Source organism: Arthrobacter sp. 05N425, from assembly GCF_056397125.1.
The window spans coordinates 1-17589 of sequence record NZ_JBFTMU010000004.1 but is presented as its reverse complement, the minus strand read 5'-3'; the positions used below and the strand labels follow the sequence as shown (position 1 = coordinate 17589).

The following is a 17589-nucleotide window of genomic DNA, read 5'->3' as shown; positions in this document are numbered from 1 at the left end:
CGGACAGCACCCTCACGAAGCCCCTGTTTCCGGGGCTCCGGACAGGCTTTAGTTGATACAGAACCTCTCCCAGGAACCACCCGAAACAACGAAGGAGCCCCCATGGCACCCGCCGATTTCACCACCGGTGCCCGCCCGGTCAAAGCAGCCCGCGGCACCGAGCTCACCGCCAAGAGCTGGCAGACCGAAGCCCCGCTGCGCATGCTGATGAACAACCTGGACCCCGAGGTGGCCGAGCGCCCGGATGACCTCGTGGTCTACGGCGGCACCGGCCGCGCGGTCCGGTCCTGGGCGGCGTTCGACGCGATCACCCGCACCCTGGAAACCATGGAAAAGGACGAGACCCTCCTGGTCCAGTCCGGCAAGCCGGTCGGCGTCTTCCGCACCAACGAGTGGGCGCCGCGCGTGCTGCTGGCCAACTCCAACCTCGTCGGCGACTGGGCCAACTGGCCCGAATTCCGCCGGCTCGAGGCGGAGGGCCTGATGATGTACGGCCAGATGACCGCCGGGTCCTGGATCTACATCGGCACCCAGGGCATCCTGCAGGGCACCTTCGAGACCTTCGCCGCGATCGCCCGCAAGCTCACCGGGGACGAAAACGGCACCCTCGCCGGCACCCTGACGCTCACCGGCGGCTGCGGCGGGATGGGCGGCGCGCAGCCGCTCGCCGTCACCCTCAACGAGGGCGCCTGCCTGATCGTCGACGTCGACGAGAGCCACCTGCGCCGCCGGGCCGGCAAGCGCTACCTCGACGAGGTGGAGACCGACCTCGACACCGCCATCGCCAAAGTGCTCAAAGCCAAGGAGGAGCGCCGCGGCTGGTCGGTGGGCTACGTCGGCAACGCCGCCACCGTCTTCCCCGAGATCCTGCGCCGCCACAACGCCGGCGAGCTCACCGTGGACATCGTCACGGACCAGACCTCGGCGCACGACCCGCTGAGCTACCTGCCCGAGGGCATCACGGTGGAGGAGTGGCACCGCGAGGCCGCCGCCGACCCGGAAGGCTTCACCAAGAAGGCGCAGGCCTCGATGGCCAAGCACGTCCAGGCCATGGTCGAATTCCAGGACGCCGGCGCCGAGGTCTTCGACTACGGCAACTCCATCCGCGACGAGGCCCGCAAGGGCGGCTACAACCGCGCTTTTGAGTTCCCCGGCTTCGTCCCGGCCTACATCCGCCCGCTCTTCTGCGAGGGCCTGGGCCCGTTCCGCTGGGTGGCCCTGTCCGGCGACCCCGAGGACATCGCGGTGACGGACAAGGCCATCAAGGAGCTCTTCCCGGAGAACAAGCACCTGCACCGCTGGATCGACGCCGCGCAGGAGCGCGTCGAATTCGAAGGCCTGCCGGCCCGCATCTGCTGGCTGGGCTACGGCGAGCGGGCCAAGGCCGGCCTGCTGTTCAACCAGCTGGTCAAGGAGGGCAAGGTCAAGGCGCCCATCGTGATCGGCCGCGACCACCTCGACTCCGGCTCCGTCGCCTCCCCGTACCGCGAGACCGAGGCGATGGCGGACGGCTCCGACGCGATCGCCGACTGGCCGCTGCTCAACGCCCTGCTCAACACCGCGTCCGGCGCCACCTGGGTGTCCATCCACCACGGCGGCGGCGTGGGCATCGGCCGCTCCATCCACGCCGGCCAGGTCTCCGTCGCCGACGGCACCGAGCTCGCCGCGCAGAAGCTTGAGCGCCTGCTCACCAACGACCCCGGCATGGGTGTCATCCGCCACGCCGACGCCGGCTACGAGCGCGCCGTCGAGGTCGCCAAGGAACGCGGCGTCCGCATCCCCATGAACGAAGGAACCACAAAGTGACCCTTACGACCCACTCACCGCTCACCGTCACCCTCGGCTCCAGCGGCGTCACCCCCGAGGACGTCGTCGCCGTCGCCCGCCACGGCGTCCACGTGACCATCGCCCAGGACGCCCTCGACGCCGTCGCCAAGGTCCGCGCCCACATCGACGACCTCGCGCACAGCGAGACGCCGGCCTACGGCATCTCCACCGGCTTCGGCGCCCTGGCCAACCGGCACATCCCGGGCGGGCTGCGCACCCAGCTGCAGAAGTCGCTGATCCGCAGCCACGCCGCCGGCATGGGCCCGGCCGTGGAACGCGAGGTGGTCCGCGGCATCATGTTCCTGCGCGCCAAGACTCTCGCTTCCGGCCGCACCGGCGTCCGCCCCGTGGTGCTGCAGACCATGGTGGACGTGCTCAACGCCGGCATCACGCCGGTGGTCCGCGAATTCGGTTCGCTGGGCTGCTCGGGCGACCTCGCGCCGCTCTCGCACTGCGCCCTGGTCCTGATGGGCGAGGGCGAAGCGGTGGGCCCGGACGGCGAACTGTTCGGCGGCAAGGGCGGACGCCCCGTCGCCGAGCTCCTCGCCGCGCACGGCATTGAACCCGTCACCCTCGCCGAGAAGGAAGGCCTGGCGCTCGTCAACGGCACCGAGGGCATGCTGGGCATGCTGCTGATGGCCATCGCGGACATCCGCCAGCTGCTCACGACGGCGGACATCACCGCCGCGCTCAGCGTCGAGGCGCTGCTCGGCACGGACCAGGTGTTTCTGCCGGAGCTGCACGCCGCGCTCCGGCCGCACCCGGGCCAGGCCGCTTCCGCGGACAACATGCTGCGGGTGCTGTCCGACTCCCCGATCGTGGCCTCGCACCGGGTCAACGACACCAAGGTCCAGGACGCCTACTCGCTGCGCTGCGCCCCCCAGGTGGCCGGCGCCGTCCGCGACACCGTCGACCACGCTGCGCTGGTCGCTTCGCGCGAACTCGCCGCCGCGATCGACAACCCCGTGGTCCTGCCGGACGGCCGGGTCAGCTCCAACGGCAATTTCCACGGCGCCCCGGTGGCCTACGTGCTGGACTTCCTCGCGATCGCCGTCGCGGACATGAGCTCCATCGCCGAGCGCCGGACCGACCGGATGCTGGACCCGGCCCGCTCGCACGGGCTGCCGGCCTTCCTCGCCGCGGATCCCGGCGTCGACTCCGGCCTGATGATTGCGCAGTACACCCAGGCCGGGCTGGTCTCGGACAACAAGCGGCTGGCCGTTCCGGCGTCGGTGGATTCGATCCCGAGCTCGGCCATGCAGGAAGACCATGTCTCGATGGGCTGGCACGCGGCCCGCAAGCTGCGCCGCGCGGTGGAGAACCTGCGCCGCGTCCTGGCGATCGAGCTGGTGACCTCCGCCCGGGCCCTGGACATCCGCACCCAGCTCTCCGGCGGCGAACTCACGCCGGGCCCGGCAGGGGCCGCGGTGATCGCGGTGCTGCGCGACGTCGTCGAGGGGCCCGGAACCGACCGGTTCCTCTCACCTGAGCTGGAGGCAGCCGACCTGCTCGTGGCCTCAGGCAAGGTGCGCGCCGCCGCCGAATCCGCCGTCGGAAATCTGGCCTGACGGCAAAGAAAATACGAGCCGGCCGGGCATTTCCCGGAGCCCCCGAAATGTTCGGCAACACGGCCGCCGGGGGCGCAGCAAATGTAGTAAGAATATGATGTAGCCCACACCAAAGACGTTGTGGCGGAAAAGTAAAAAACGAACCTACAAAGGGGTAGAAGTTCATGAAATCACGCGGGACGGTCATGTCCAGGCGCACGGCGTTCGCCGCCACGGTCTCCGACTGGAGGAGCCTCAAGGCGGGGGACCAGGTGGAAATCCTCAAGCACGCACAGCTGCTGGCAGCCGGGGAAGTCGAAGAAGTGTCGTCCAGCGGAAATGTGCTCTGGCTGGTGCCGGGTACACCCTCGGAGGCGCAGCTGTTCCTGAAGTCCGACGGTGTGCAGGTGCGGCGCAGCTAGGCGCCGGCGCCGCGGCGCAGAATCAAGCTCAAAGAAGGGCCGGTGAGGGGTGCATCCCTCACCGGCCCTTGGCCTGTTCCGGCCCGCGCTGACTAGGCCGCGACGTCCTCGTGGGTCTCACCGAAGGGCACGGTGTCGTCCAGCGCCACGGTGTAGGCGCCCGGCTCGTGGCGGGTAACCCGGATCCCGCAGCGGCGGTCCTGGACGGCCGAAGCGATCAGGGTGTTAACGGCGTTTTCGAGGCCGTGGTGGACCTCCTCCGCCCTGGCAAACGAGAGCTTGATGGACGTGGCGTCAGAGGCCTGGGTCCGCATGGTGTGTGTGTTCATTGACTGGTCTTTCCTAGAATCTGGCCGGTTGGCCACCCGCTATTCTAGTCTGTCCGGCGTGGCGTCCCGGTCCGGAGCCGATAGTGTGCAGGTGGCGGTATATCTTTTTAGGCGAGGGGCGCCGTTCTGTTGGAACGGCGCCCCGACCCATTCCGGGCCTGCACCCCGGTTGTGGCAGGAGGGCGTGCACATGTTCGAAGCTCCCAGTATTGTCTTTTTTGCGGCCGGAATCGCCGTCTTCATCGCGGCGGTGCTGCCCAAGCTGCTGCGCAACGCGCCCCTGTCGATGCCGATGGTTTTCCTCGGGGCAGGGATGCTGGCGTTCACGCTGATGCCGGCCCTGCCGAACCCCGACCCCCTGCAGCACGGGGAGTTCTTCACCCACCTGACCGAAGTCTGCGTCATCATCTCGCTGATGGGCGCCGGACTGGCGCTGGACCGGCCCGTCGGTCGCCGGCGGTGGTCCACGACCTGGCGGATGCTGGGCCTGGCCATGCCGCTGTGCATCATCGGCCTGACCCTGCTGGGAATGTGGTTCCTGGGGCTCGGCCTTGGGGCCGCGCTCCTGGTCGCGGCCGCCCTGGCCCCGACCGACCCGGTCCTGGCCTCCGAGGTGCAGGTGGGGGAGCCCGCGGACGAGGAAGGCGAGACCGAGCGCGAGGACGAGATCCGCTTCGGCCTCACCTCCGAAGCGGGCCTGAACGACGGGCTGGCGTTCCCCTTCGTCTACCTGGCCATCGCCATCAGCTTCGTGGGCGCCTCGCCGTCGGGCTGGCTGGGTCACTGGCTGGCCGTGGACGTGCTCTGGCGGATCGGCATCGCTGTGCTGCTGGGACTCGCGACGGGCAAGCTGCTGGGGCGGCTTTTCTTCACGGCCCGGCATGAGAGCGTCCGGCTCTCCAACCACTCCGAGGGCTTTGTGGCCCTCGCGGCGACATTCCTTGCCTACGGCGTCACGCAAATGGTCGAGGGTTACGGCTTCGTCGCAGTGTTCGTCTGCGCTGTCACCATCCGGGCCGCCGAGCGCACGCACGGCTTCCACCGGGTGATGCACTCGTACGTGGAGCAGCTGGAACGGCTCATGACCGTGGTCATCCTGGTGCTGCTGGGCGGGGCGATCGCACGCGGCCTGCTGGCCGGGATCGGCTGGACAGAGGTGCTGGTGGCGTTGGCGTTCCTGCTCCTGGTCCGACCGCTGGCGGGCTGGCTCGGGCTGGCCCGGGGCAAGACCGGCCCGCGGGAACGCATCGCCATCTCCTTCTTCGGCATCCGCGGCATCGGCTCGCTGTACTACCTCGGCTACGCCCTCGGCCGCGGCAACTTCAGCGCCCAGGCGCAGGAACTCTGGGCGCTTGTGGGACTGGTCGTGGCCATGTCGATCGTGCTGCACGGCGCGACGACGGCGCCGGTGATGAACCGGCTGGACCGGCTGCGTGAGCGCCGCGCGGTGGAGCAGCACGGCGACGAGGGGCAGGCGCCGCGCACCGCCATCTGAGCGCCCCCGGCGAGCCGTGCCGCGCCGCCGGCCAGCTACCGCAGCAGTGTGTTGATCAGCCTCGCGGCGACCCTTGCGGTACGGCCGTCGACGTCGAAGTCCGGGTTCAGCTCCGCGACATCAAGGTGCAGCAGTTTCCCGCTCGCGGCCACCTGCCGGCAGACGGCGCTGATCACCGGCAGCGGGACGCCGTAGGCCGCCGGGGCGCTCACCCCGGGCGCCACCGACGCCGGCAGCACGTCCAGGTCGATGGTCAGGTACAGCGCGTCCACCTGGGCCAGGAACGCGGCCACGAAAGCCTGCGCGGCGTCCGCGGTACACTCCTCGTCCAGCAGGTAGTCCACGCCCAGTTCCGCGGCGGTCCGGAACAGCGCCTTGGTGTTGTTCGGTTCGGAAATCCCGACGACGGCGTACTTTAGTTCGCGTCCCGCGGCGGCTTCTGCCCGGGCCATCTGCAGGAACGGGGTGCCGGAACTGGGCACCGGCTCGTCGCGGAGGTCGAAGTGCGCATCCAGGTTCAGCACGCCCACCTTCAGCCCCTCCCGGACCGCGGCGGAGCCGGCCACGCCCAGGTAGCTGGCGAAGGCGGTCTCGTGGCCGCCGCCGAGGACCACCGGCAGGGCGCCGGCGTCGAGCAGGCCGGTGATGGCGAGCCCGGCCCGTGCCTGCCCGGCCTCCAGCGCGTCCCCGGTGACGGTGACGTCGCCGGCGTCGTGCACTTCCCGGTCCAAATGGAAGGCCAGTGGGCCGAGGGCGGCGCGGATGGCGGCGGGCGCGGCGGCGGCCCCGACCCGGCCCTTGTTGCGCCGCACTCCGGCGTCGCTGCCGAAGCCGAGGATGACGGCGGGACGCGCGCCGGCGGACGCGGCCGGCTGCCGGTGCCCGAGCGGGTGGGCAGTGTAGGGCGTCACGGCCTGCCACCAGCGGCGGTGGTCGGCGCCGTCGCCGTCGAACCGTCCGGTCCAGGGCTGCGGCGGGACGTCGGCGGTGCGGGCGGAAGAAGGCATGTCCCTAGCTCACCGCAGCCCGGGCCGGAAAACCAGCAGCGCCGCCGTCGGAGTGTCCGAAATCCCGGAAACCCTGCTTAAACGCCGCCGAGATGACATTTCACGGCAATGTTTTCCAAAAACACTGCCGCGAAATGCCATCTCGGCGGATGGGAGTCGGTCCGGGATCCTTAATGGATGCCGAGCGCGGCCTCGATCGGGCCGATCCCGAAGAACAGCAGGAACGCGGCGGCCACGGCCCACATCAGCGGGTGCACCTCGCGGGCGCGGCCCTGGACCAGGCGGATCAGCACGAAGGAGATGAATCCGGCGCCGAGGCCGTTGGCGATCGAGTAGGTGAACGGCATCAGCGTGAAGGTCAGGAACGCGGGAATCGCGATGCCCCAGTCCTGCCAGTCGATCTTGCCGACCTGGGAGACCATCATGAAGCCGACGACGACGAGCGCCGGAGCCACGGCTTCGAACGGCACCAGGTTAATCAGCGGGGTGAAGAACATGGCAACGAGGAACAGCAGGCCGGTGACGATCGAGGCCAGGCCCGTGCGGGCGCCTTCGCCGATGCCTGCGCCCGATTCGACGTAGATCTGGTTGGAGGAGACGGACGCGCCGCCGCCCACGATTGCGCCCAGGGCGTCAATCTGCAGCACGCGGTCCACGTTGGGGATGTTGCCGTCCTTGTCGATGGTGCCGGCCTCGGTGGCCAGGCCAACCATCGTGCCCATGGCGTCGAAGAAGATGCTCAGCAGGATCACGAACGCCAGCAGGGTCGCGGCCACGAAGCCGAGGTGCTCGAAGGCGCCGAACGGGTTGGCCTTGCCGATCAGGGACAGGTCCGGGGCGGCCCATTCGGTGAACTTGGGCGCCACGAGGGACCAGCCCTGCGGGTTGAAGTTCTTGCCATCGAAGCTGGGCCCGATGTGCAGGGTGAATTCCAGGATCACGGACAGGATTGTGGAGGTGATGATGCCGATCAGGATCGCGCCCTTGACCTTGCGCACCACGAGGGCGATGGTCAGGACCAGGCCGATCACGAACACCAGCGTGGGCCAGCCCAGCAGCTTGCCGTCGAAGCCGAGGCCGACGGGGACCGTGGTGCCCGCGACGTCCGGGATGCGGCGGACGAAGCCGGCGTTGACCAGGCCGATCAGGGCGATGAAGAGGCCGATGCCGACGACGATCGCCGTCTTCAGCCCTTCCGGGACCGCCCGGAACACGGCGGTCCGGAAACCGGTGAGCACCAGGATCAGCATGGTGACGCCGGAGAGGACCACCAGGCCCATCATGTCCGGCCAGGTCAGGCCCGGGTTGGTGGCGACGGTGACGGCCACGAAGGCGTTGACGCCGAGGCCGGTTGCCAGCGCGAAGGGATGCTTGGCCCAGGCTCCCATCAGGATGGTCAGGATGCCAGCCACGAGGGCGGTCACGGCGGCGACGGCCGGGAAGCCGAGCGTTCCGCCGGACGAATCCGGGCCGGAAAGGATCAGCGGGTTCAGCACCACGATGTAGCTCATGGCGAAGAACGTGGCGAACCCGCCACGGATCTCGCGCGAGAAGTTCGACCCCCGCTCGGAAATCTTGAAATACCGGTCGAGTGCAGAGCCCTGCTTAAGCATTGGTCCTCCGGGAGGGAAAAGGGGTGTTAGCTAAATCCTATTAGGCGTGACGGCGCCCACCCGCCAAACTCGCCTAGTCTGTAAGGAAGCCAACACAAGGAGCAGGCCAGCCATGCGTTTCATCCGACAACTTCCGGGCGCCCTGCTGGGCCTGATCGTGGCGGCCACGGTCCTGCTGGGCTCAGCCCTCCTGGCTGCCGGTCCGGCGTCGGCCCACGACGCCGTGGAGTCGACCAGCCCCGCCGCCGGCGCGACGGTGCCCACCCCGCCGGCAGCGGTTGCGATCACGCTCAGCAATCATCCGCTCGCCCTCGGCACACAGATCAAGGTCAGCGACGCCACCGGCAGCAACTGGGCCGATGGCGGTGTGGACATCGTGGACAACGTGGCCTCGCAAAAGCTCAAGGCGGGCGCGCCGGCCGGGCTCTACACGGTGCAGTGGCGGGTGGCCAGTTCGGACGGCCACCCGATAGAGGGCACCTTCACCTTTACCGCGGCGGCAGGCGCGACGGCGGCCGGCAGCGCACCTGCGCCGGGCACGGTCCCGACGCTGGGTACCGCCCAGCCGGGAGCGACCATCGCCCCCTCGCCGGCGCCGGACGCCTCGCAGCCCTTTCCGTGGAGCATCGTCATCTTCGTGGCGGTGGCAGTCGGCATCCTGGTGGCCCTGGGACTGATGGCAAAGCGGCGGCTTAATGGCGGCGACGACGAAGACGGCTATGGCGACGCCGAGACATACGCCGACACAGCCACCAACCCGGACGAATCCACCGGGGGACCCCGGAGCTAGGCTGGAGGCGGGAGACGGCTCCTAGGCTGGCAGCGCCAGCCCCGCGGACAACAGCGCGGGCATGCCTTCCGGATGGACTTTGGCGGAAATCGCCTGGCCCACCAGCTTGGCCTGGCGCAGGACTTCCTTCGGCGTGGGGGTAATCAGCTCGCCCACGCCGACGAGGTACATGCCGAGTGCGTGCATGGCCGCCATGAGGTTCTGGCCCGCGGCAACCCCCAGCTCAGCGAGCATGCGGCGCAGTTGGCTGTGCGCGCAGCGGGTGAGGACCAGATGGTCGGCGTACAGGATTCCGTTGGGGGTGCTGACGGCCCACTGCTGTGCCGGCTGCGCGGTTCCTTGGAAGTCCAGGCTGGCGTCCGCCGGGCCATCCGCGTCAAGGTGGTCCAGTTGCAGCGCGCGGACGTTGTTACGGACATCGAGGTGGTGGCTGGCTGCGTAGTTCCGCAGGTGGCGCAGGATCTCGTTGCGCTCCCGGAGGGTGGCTGCGTCCGCCGCGTCGCAGCGCTGCAGCGAGGAAGTGTTGGCCGGGTTCCCGGCCCCGAGCAGATCCAGGCCGTCCACCACGATGGCTTCAACCCCCCGGCGCTGCAGCTCGCTGGCGACCGCCAGCCCGGACAGGCCCGTGCCGATGACCACAGTGCTGGTCCGTTCGATTCCGCCGTACACAGGCATGCTCGACACTGCGGGGTCCCTCCTCGAATGATGCGGATTCCGGGCCCATGCCCGGAACGCTTTTCCGGCGATCCGTCCCGACGCACTCCACAGGGGGAGGCTGCGATCTGAAAGACGAGTCTCGGTTCAGCAATGCCTCAGAGGATACCCAAGATTGCGGGCTGTGAACAGGGCCGGCCCGACATTGTATTTATGCGGGTTTTCGCCGGTTTGTCCGGGTTCCGGCAGACGCATTAACCAATGATCCGCGGGTTTCCGGGGCCACGGAGGCCGTGCAAACACTGGGTAAACCTTGCCTGCGTCCCGGGTGGAAGCCGCGGCCTGACTCTTCTGGCAGAATAGCCGCAACACAGCCACGTAACGCGAGGAGGCGGACCCCATGGCCCGAGAACAGGTGCATCCGGATCCGGCGGGGGACGCCGCCGGCCACGGCTCCGCTCCTCGGGGCATAGTGGTCGGTGTGGACGGCTCGGACCACAGCCACTGCGCCCTGGTGTGGGCGGCCCGGGAAGCCGAGCGCCGGCACCGTCCGCTGCACATCGTGACCGCCTACTCGGTGCCGGTTTTTGCCGCGTCCGGGCTGGACGGCGGGTACGCGACGGTGGACGATTCGGTAATCCGCGAGGGCGCGGAGGCCATCCTGAAGCAGGCGCTGGACAAGGTCGCCGGGTACTCCATCGACGTCGATGCCTCGGTGGAGAATGGCGACGCCTCCGGTGTCCTGCTGGAAATGACGGAAACCGCCGAGCTGCTGGTTTTCGGAACCCGCGGCCGGGGCGGCTTCGTGGGCCGGCTCCTCGGTTCGGTCAGCAGCGCTCTTCCCGCCCACGCCAAATGCCCCACGGTCACGGTGCCGCTGATCTGCGGCGACCGGCTGGGCGAAACCACGCAGGACAAACACGTCAGGGCCGAACGGGAAAAGTCAGGCCACCAGCCGGTGGAAAACGTCGTGGTGGTGGGCGTGGACGGCTCCGAGCAGGCCCGGGTGGCGGTCCTCGAAGCGGCCGCCCAGGCTGAACGCCTCTCCGCGCCGCTGCGCCTGGTCTGCGCCGTTCCGCAGTACAGCGGCTCGCTTGCCTGGGTTCCGGCCCCGATGGACCGCGAGGCCCTCTTTGCCGATATCCGGGTCCAGCTCGACGCCGGCGTGGCCTGGATTAAGAGCCACTTCCCCCAGCTCGACGTCGAAACCCAGCTCGTCGACGGGTCGCCGATCGACATCCTCGTCGAGGCGAGCCGGCACGTGGAACTCGTGGTGGTGGGCACCCGCGGCCGCGGCGGCTTCGCCGGGATGCTGCTGGGATCCACCTCGGACGGCATCCTGCACCACGCGAAGGGCCCCGTCATGGTGGTTCCGGACCGGGATGACCCGCGGCTGGCCGACCGGCCCAGCTTCGGACCGATGCTCGGCGACTCGTAGCCCGGATCCGGGAGCACGCGCTTCCCCAGTGAAGGGAGGGCCGGCAGGTGGAGCAGTTACCCGTTCCAAACGCGCCCCGGCATGAGCCGGACCCGGGGCTGGTGCTCGGCTTGGAGCTGGTCGGCGCGGAGCTGCTAAGCGCCGTCGGCGGCAAGGCCGCCAACCTCGGCGAACTGCTGCGCGCACGGCTCCCGGTGCCGGCCGGCTTCTGCCTGACCACACAGGCCTACCGGCGCGCCACCTCGGGTGCAGGGCTCGAAACCATCCACGCCGGGTTGGCCGCGGCCGCACCGGGGGACCTTCCCGGACTCGCCGGACTGGCCGCCACCGCCCGCCGCCTGGTCCTGGCCGTGGACATCCCGGCCGACATTGCCGAGGCCGTCAGAGAGGCCTATTCGGCGCTGGGACCGGACACCCCGGTGGCGGTCCGCTCGTCCGCTACCGCCGAGGACCTGCCGTTCGCCAGCTTCGCCGGACAGCAGGACACCTTCCTGAACGTCGTGGGCGCCGACGCGGTCCTGGCCGCCGTCCGGCAGTGCTGGGCCTCGCTTTGGACCGACCGCGCCGTGAGCTACCGCGCCATCCAGGGGATCAGTCCGGCGGCCGTGTCGCTCGCCGTTGTGGTCCAGCGGATGGTGGACGCAGCCGTGGCCGGCGTCCTGTTCACCGCCAATCCGGTCACCGGCAGGCGGCATGAGGCGGTCATCGATGCCAGCCCGGGCCTCGGCGAGGCGGTGGTGTCCGGGGCGGTCAACCCGGACCACTTCGTCATTGACAGCGGCACCCGGAGAATTCTCGAGCGCCGGATCGGGAGCAAAGCGGTGGTGATCCGGCCGGTGCCGGGCGGCGGAACCGAGCGGACCTTCCGGTCCGGCGCGGGCCAGCAGCCCTGTGTCGACGACGTCCAGCTCCTGGGCCTGGAGCTGCTCGGCCGCCGCGCGGAGGTGCACTTCGGGGCGCCGCAAGACCTCGAATGGGCGATCGACAGCGGCGGAGCGGCATGGCTGACGCAGTCGCGCCCCATCACCACGCTCTACCCCCTGCCGGAGCGGCCGGAGCGGGCGCCGGTCCGCGATGGAACCCGCGTCTACCTTTGCTTCAGCCTGGCCCAGGGCCTGACCCGGCCACTGACCCCGATGGGGCTGGCAGGCTTCCGGCTGATCGCCTCGTCCGTGGCGCGGGCGGCGCATTTCGAGGTTCCCGCACCGCACGACGGGCCGACGCCGTATGTCCAGGCCGGGCAGCGGCTCTTCTTCGACCTGACCCCGGTGGTGCGCAGCACCGTCGGGCGGGCCATCGTGCCCCGGGTTTTCGACGTGATGGAAGCCCGCTCCGCGGCAGTGCTGCGGGAGCTGTTCGGGGACCCCCGGTTTTCCGTCACCAGCAGGTCCCCGTGGCGGCTGCTGCGGCACATCGGCCCCGTGGCGGCGCGGGCCAGGGTGCCCGGGTCGCTGCTTCGTGCCCTGTTCAGGCCCAAGGCCGCGCGGCGCCGGGTGGAACAGTTCGGCGAACGGTTCCGGGGCACCCTGGTGGTCCCCGCCGGGTCCACCGCGGTGCAGCGGCTGGACCACGTGGAGCGCATCCTGGGCCGGGAGCTCTTCCCGGTGGTGCCCAATGTCCTCCCGCTGCCGGCCCTGGGCTTTGCCCTGCTCGCGGCCGCCGGCAGGCTGCTTGGACCTGCCGGCGGCCCAGGTGCGCTGCAGCCGGTCCTGCGGGGGCTGCCCAACAACGTCACCACCGAAATGGACCTGGCCCTCTGGCGGCTCGCCTCGGCCATCCGGGCCGACGCCAGCGCAACCGTCGTCTTCGACGGCGCAGGCTTCGATGATGCCGTCGTGCCGGACCTCGTCCGCCGCTACCGCGACCGGACACTGCCCGCCGTCGTGCAATCCGGGATCGCCGGCTTCCTGGGCCGCTACGGTCACCGGGCGGTGGCGGAAATAGACCTCGGGATGCCCCGCTGGTCCGACGATCCGACCCACCTCCTCGGCGTCCTGGCCAACTACCTGCGGCTGGAGGATCCGGGCCAGGCCCCGGACCGGCAGTTCAGCAAGGCGGCGCGCGACGCCGAGGCCCAGGTGGAGCGACTGGTCGCCGCCGCGGGGGAGCGGGGCAGGCTGCGGGCCGCGCTCGTGCGGGCGGCACTGAAGCGCACCCGGATGTTCGCCGGGCTGCGCGAACTGCCGAAGTACCACATCGTCGAGGCGATGGCCGCGGTGCGGGGACAGCTCCAGGCCATCGGGACGGAGCTGGTGGCGTCCGGACGTCTCACGGACGCGGACGACGTCTTCTTCCTGGACCTGATCGAGGTCCGTAACGGCCTCGCCGGGAGCCAGCTGCAGCACCTCGTCGCGGAACGCCGCGCAGCCTATGCCCGCGAACTGGGCCGCCGCCACATTCCGCGGGTGCTGCTCTCGGACGGGACGGAACCGGAGGCGCTGCAGGACGGCGCCGCCGGGGCGGGGGCAGGAACCCCCGGAGTGCTGACCGGCACGCCCGCATCGGCCGGCACCGTCACCGGCAGCGCCCGCGTCATCCTTGAGCCGCAGGGGGCGCGGCTGGAGCCCGGCGAGATCCTCGTGGCACCCTCCACGGATCCGGGCTGGACGCCGCTGTTCCTGACTGCCGGCGGCCTCGTGATGGAAATGGGCGGCCCCAACTCGCACGGCGCCGTCGTCGCCCGGGAGTACGGGATTCCCGCAATCGTCGGGGTCCCGGACGCCACCTCGCTGATCGTCACCGGGCAGGCCGTCACGGTCGACGGCGCCGCCGGCACCGTCGTTCCGGACAGGCCGCGGAACGGCGGCGGGCCAGCGGCGGGCGTTGCCCCGGAGGAATCTGCCGGGACACGGTGATGCCGGCCGCATCCGGGCGTAATGTTGAAACATGAGCTGCCAAGATGGAGCGCGGTCGCAATGACCCGTACCTGGTTGCGCTGGCTGCCAGCCGCAACCGTTCCCGCCGTGATCGCCGCCGGGGTGCTGGCGGGATCCCTGCCGGCCAGCGCGGGGGACCCGCTGCCCGCCAAATCACCCGAGCAGGTGCTGGAGCTGATCGCCCAGCACCGCGACCCGTCCTTCTCCGGAACCCTGGAACAGACCTCGGACCTGGGCCTGCCGGACCTTCCCCAAACCGGCCCGGGAACCGCGTCCGGTGACACCGCCTGGCTGGAGCTGCTGACGGGACCGCACACGGCCCGGGTCTACCGCGACGGGGCGGACAACGCCCGCATCCAAGTGCTGGACCGGCTCGCCGAACGTGACGTCATCCGGCACGGCGACCAGCTCTGGTTCTACAACTCCAAGGACAACACCGCCGCGCACGCGGTCCTCCCGGCCGGCGGCCGTCACCCGTCCGGACAGGAATCCGTGCCGACCCCGGACCGCCTGGCCGCCAAGCTGCTCGCCGCCCTCGACCGGAGCAGCAATGTGAGCGTCGGGACGGATGTTGAGGTCGCCGGCCGCGCCGCCTACCAGCTGGTGCTCACCCCCAGGTCCACGGCCACGCTGCTGGCCTCCGTCTCGATTTCGGTGGACGGCCAGAGCGGAATGCCGCTCGGCGTTGAAGTGAAGGCCCGCGGCCAGTCCGATCCGGCGTTCAGCGTMGCGTTCACTAAACTTTCGCTGCAGGCGCCGGACGCCGCGATCTTCCAGTTCAGCCCGCCGCCGGGTGCCACCGTCAAGGAGCTCCCGGTCCCGGACCACAAAGCGACCGGCGCCAAGGAAAAGCGCGGCACTGCCACGAAGGCCCCGGGCACAGCCACAAAGGCCCCCGGCACGGCGTCGAAGGACAAGGTCAAAGTCAGCGGAACCGGCTGGGAATCCGTCGTCGAACTGCCGGCTGGCTCCCTGACCAAGGCAGCACCGGCCAAGGGAGGGCCGGAGCAGCAGGGCGGCCCCGGGAGCGCGGCGTCGCTGCTGGCCCAGGCGACGGTGCCCGTGGCCGGCGGCAGGCTCCTTTCGACCGCCCTGCTGAACGTGCTGATCCTCGACGACGGCCGCGTCTTCGCCGGGTCGGTCCCGCTGGAACGGCTCCAGGCCGCGGCTGCCGCCCGGTGACCGCCGTCGCGCCGGTACCCGAACTGCCGTCCGCCGAACTGAGCATCGAGACCCGGGGCTTGAGTAAGCGCTTCGGCCGGCAAATGGCGGTCGACGGCGTCGACCTGGCCGTACCCCGGGGCTCGGTCTTCGGTTTCCTGGGCCCCAACGGCTCCGGCAAGACCACCACCATCCGGATCATGCTGGGCCTCGCAGCTGCGTCGAGCGGCTCGGTCCGCGTCCTGGGCGAGGAGATGCCGCGGCAACTGCGCACCGTGCTGCCGCGGGTGGGCGCCCTGGTCGAGGGGCCGGCCTTCTACCCCTTCCTCTCGGGAGCCGCGAACCTGCTGCGCTTCGACGCCGCCGATCCGGAGGCCCAGGCCGGGACGCGGCGCGCGCGGGTGCGCACCGCGCTGGAACGGGTGGGCCTGGCGCACGCCGCGGACAAGAAAGTCCGGGCCTATTCGCTGGGCATGAAGCAGCGGCTGGGGATCGCCAATGCCCTGCTGGCACCCCGGGAGCTCCTGGTGCTGGATGAGCCGACCAACGGCCTGGACCCGCAGGGCACGCGCGAGGTGCGGCACCTGGTGCGGTCCCTGGCCGCGGACGGCGCCACGGTGTTCGTCTCCAGCCACCTGCTCGCCGAGGTGGAACAGATCTGCACGCACGCGGCCATCATGAGTGCCGGACGCCTGGTGGCCCAGGGCCCGCTGGCGGGGTTGCGGCAGGCCGGGCAGTCCAGGGTCCGGCTGCTGACGCCCGACCCCGGCGCCGCGGCCAGGGTGATGGCCGGCCTGGGATTGACCCCCGACGGCGGTGGTTCTGGCAGCGGACAGCCCGACGGCGGGGGATCCGCAGCCGCGGGCGAGGTGCTCTATGCGCCGCTGCCTTCCGGCCCCGCCGGAGGCGCCCCCACGCCCGAACAGCTGGTGGCGGCCCTCGTAGCGGCCGACGTCCGGGTCCGCGGCTTCACCGTGGAACAGGGCAGCCTCGAGGACCGCTTCGTCGAGCTGACAGGGGAGGGGTTCGACGTTGCCCAGTGATTCGACGGTGCAGGGCGGGGCAGCGGGCCCTGCCACGGCCCCGACCCTGCGGCTGCTCGGCTCCGAGCTGGGGGTCCTGTTCCGGCGCCGCCGGACCTGGGCCATGTTGCTCGCCCTGGCCGCCATTCCGGTGCTGATCGCCGTGGCCGTGCGGCTCTCCTCGGCGGTGCCGCCCGGGCGCGGGCCCGCGTTCCTGGACCGGATCAGCCAGAACGGGTTGTTCGCCGGCGTCACGGCCATGCTGGTCGCCGTCCCCTTGTTCCTCCCGCTCACGATCGGGGTGGTCGCCGGGGACACCGTGGCGGGCGAGGCAGGACTGGGAACCCTGCGGTACCTGCTGGCGGCCCCGGCCGGGCGGGGAAGGCTGCTGGTGGCCAAGTTCGCGGGCGCGGTCGTGTTCGCCGTCGCGGCCCCGTTCACGGTGGCCCTGGTCGGGGCAGGCATCGGCGCCGCGCTCTTCCCGGTGGGTCCCGTGACCCTGCTGTCAGGGGACTCGATCGGCGCCGCCGAGGCGTTGGGGCGGCTGCTGCTGATTGCCGCCTATCTGGCCGTGTCCCTCGTGGGGCTGTCCGCCATCGGCCTGTTCATGTCCACCCTCACGGACGTGCCCGTCGGCGCGATGGCGGCAACGGTGGTGTTCGCCGTCGTCTCCCAGGTCGCCGATGCGCTGCCCCAACTGGAGTGGCTGCACCCGTGGCTCTTTACCCACCGCTGGCTCGACTTCGCCGACTTACTGCGCCAGCCCATCGTCTGGGACTCGTTCGCCGCCAATGCCCTGCTGCAGGGCGGCTATCTGGCCGTCTTCGGCGCCCTCGCCTACGCCCGGTTCACTACGAAGGACGTGCTCTCCTAGGGCATCCGGGCGACGCCGTTCCGGGCATCAGTACCGGGCGGCGTAGGGGTAGAGCTGCATCCCGGCCATGGACGCGAGGTCCGTCACGGTGATCCCGCTCTCCGGGTTCAGCGCCTGCACTACACGGCCCCCGCCAAGGTAGATGGCCACGTGGTAGAACCCCGGGGCCGAGCCCCAGACCAGCAGATCCCCAGGCTGCGCTGCGGCAAGCGGCACCTTCACCGGCGCCTGCGCAAACTGCTCGGCGGCGGTGCGGGGCAGGCTCTTGCCGGCCGCGGCGAACGCGTTCTGGACCAGACCGGAACAGTCAAAGCCGTAGGCGCCCGTTCCGCCGTATTGGTAGAAGTAGGGCGCGCCCACCTTGCCCATGGCCGAGGACAGCGCTGTCTGGTTGGAACCGCCGGGGGCCGGGGCCGGGACCGGGGCCACCGGGGCCGGAGGCGGCGGGGCCGGCGCGGGGGCCCGCGGAGGAGCCGGGGACGGCGGGACGGGCGCGGGATCCCGTGGCGCCGGGACGGTCGGCGCCGGGCGCCG

General features: G+C 70.6%; 15 protein-coding genes. 10 read left to right on the top strand and 5 right to left on the bottom strand.

Annotation, left to right across the window (positions count from 1 at the left end; genetic code table 11):
* The first annotated feature begins 102 nt into the window (after nt 1–102).
* The 3 genes from AC1DGE_RS07695 to AC1DGE_RS07685 all read left to right on the top strand — a co-directional run bounded on the left by AC1DGE_RS07695 (nt 103) and on the right by AC1DGE_RS07685 (nt 3796).
* On the top strand, nt 103–1806 hold the full coding sequence (locus AC1DGE_RS07695; protein ID WP_441418003.1) for a urocanate hydratase: 1704 nt from the start codon (nt 103–105) through the stop codon (nt 1804–1806).
* Nucleotides 1803–3395, top strand: a complete 1593-nt coding sequence (gene hutH, locus AC1DGE_RS07690) for a histidine ammonia-lyase (RefSeq protein WP_476917227.1) — start codon at nt 1803–1805, stop codon at nt 3393–3395. The genes AC1DGE_RS07695 and hutH overlap by 4 nt, the downstream gene beginning before the upstream one ends.
* 164 nt (nt 3396–3559) lie before the next feature.
* The gene (locus AC1DGE_RS07685; protein WP_441418001.1) at nt 3560–3796 is read left to right on the top strand and encodes a hypothetical protein; all 237 of its coding nucleotides are present in this window, start codon (nt 3560–3562) and stop codon (nt 3794–3796) included.
* A 92-nt stretch (nt 3797–3888) separates the two neighbouring features.
* Here AC1DGE_RS07685 and AC1DGE_RS07680 read toward each other — a convergent pair whose 3' ends face one another.
* On the bottom strand, nt 3889–4125 hold the full coding sequence (locus tag AC1DGE_RS07680) for a hypothetical protein (protein ID WP_441418000.1): 237 nt from the start codon (nt 4123–4125) through the stop codon (nt 3889–3891).
* Nucleotides 4126–4315: 190 nt separating this feature from the next.
* Between AC1DGE_RS07680 and AC1DGE_RS07675 the strand changes: the two genes are divergently transcribed.
* Nucleotides 4316–5620, top strand: a complete 1305-nt coding sequence (locus AC1DGE_RS07675) for a cation:proton antiporter (protein WP_476917226.1) — start codon at nt 4316–4318, stop codon at nt 5618–5620.
* A gap of 35 nt (nt 5621–5655) precedes the next feature.
* Here AC1DGE_RS07675 and hutG read toward each other — a convergent pair whose 3' ends face one another.
* Together hutG and AC1DGE_RS07665 are read right to left on the bottom strand one after the other, a co-directional pair.
* Nucleotides 5656–6627: a formimidoylglutamase gene (hutG, locus tag AC1DGE_RS07670; protein ID WP_476892924.1), complete on the bottom strand. Its 972-nt coding sequence runs from the start codon at nt 6625–6627 to the stop codon at nt 5656–5658.
* Between the two features lie 170 nt (nt 6628–6797).
* Nucleotides 6798–8240 carry an NCS2 family permease gene (locus tag AC1DGE_RS07665; protein ID WP_441417997.1) on the bottom strand — a complete coding sequence of 481 codons (1443 nt, stop codon included), beginning with the start codon at nt 8238–8240 and terminating at the stop codon, nt 6798–6800.
* Between the two features lie 112 nt (nt 8241–8352).
* Here AC1DGE_RS07665 and AC1DGE_RS07660 point away from each other — a divergent pair, with 112 nt between their 5' ends.
* Nucleotides 8353–9030, top strand: a complete 678-nt coding sequence (locus AC1DGE_RS07660; protein ID WP_476892922.1) for a copper resistance CopC family protein — start codon at nt 8353–8355, stop codon at nt 9028–9030.
* Between the two features lie 21 nt (nt 9031–9051).
* On the opposite strand, the gene AC1DGE_RS07655 is transcribed toward AC1DGE_RS07660, so the two are convergent.
* Entirely contained in the window at nt 9052–9705 is a 654-nt protein-coding gene (locus AC1DGE_RS07655) for an FAD-binding protein (RefSeq protein ID WP_476893036.1), read from the bottom strand.
* 379 nt (nt 9706–10084) lie between these two features.
* Here AC1DGE_RS07655 and AC1DGE_RS07650 point away from each other — a divergent pair, with 379 nt between their 5' ends.
* The 5 genes from AC1DGE_RS07650 to AC1DGE_RS07630 all read left to right on the top strand — a co-directional run bounded on the left by AC1DGE_RS07650 (nt 10085) and on the right by AC1DGE_RS07630 (nt 17055).
* Entirely contained in the window at nt 10085–11122 is a 1038-nt protein-coding gene (locus tag AC1DGE_RS07650; RefSeq protein ID WP_476917225.1) for a universal stress protein, read from the top strand.
* A 47-nt stretch (nt 11123–11169) separates the two neighbouring features.
* Nucleotides 11170–13977, top strand: coding sequence for a PEP/pyruvate-binding domain-containing protein (locus tag AC1DGE_RS07645; RefSeq protein WP_476917224.1), 2808 nt, complete (start codon nt 11170–11172; stop codon nt 13975–13977).
* 60 nt (nt 13978–14037) lie between these two features.
* On the top strand, nt 14038–15180 hold the full coding sequence (locus AC1DGE_RS07640) for a LolA family protein (RefSeq protein WP_476892919.1): 1143 nt from the start codon (nt 14038–14040) through the stop codon (nt 15178–15180).
* An 83-nt stretch (nt 15181–15263) separates the two neighbouring features.
* Entirely contained in the window at nt 15264–16202 is a 939-nt protein-coding gene (locus tag AC1DGE_RS07635; protein WP_441418175.1) for an ABC transporter ATP-binding protein, read from the top strand.
* Between the two features lie 7 nt (nt 16203–16209).
* Nucleotides 16210–17055, top strand: coding sequence for an ABC transporter permease (locus AC1DGE_RS07630; RefSeq protein WP_441418174.1), 846 nt, complete (start codon nt 16210–16212; stop codon nt 17053–17055).
* A gap of 27 nt (nt 17056–17082) precedes the next feature.
* On the opposite strand, the gene AC1DGE_RS07625 is transcribed toward AC1DGE_RS07630, so the two are convergent.
* Nucleotides 17083–17589, bottom strand: a 507-nt coding sequence (locus tag AC1DGE_RS07625) for a C40 family peptidase (protein ID WP_476917223.1), incomplete at its 5' end; no start/stop codon positions are given.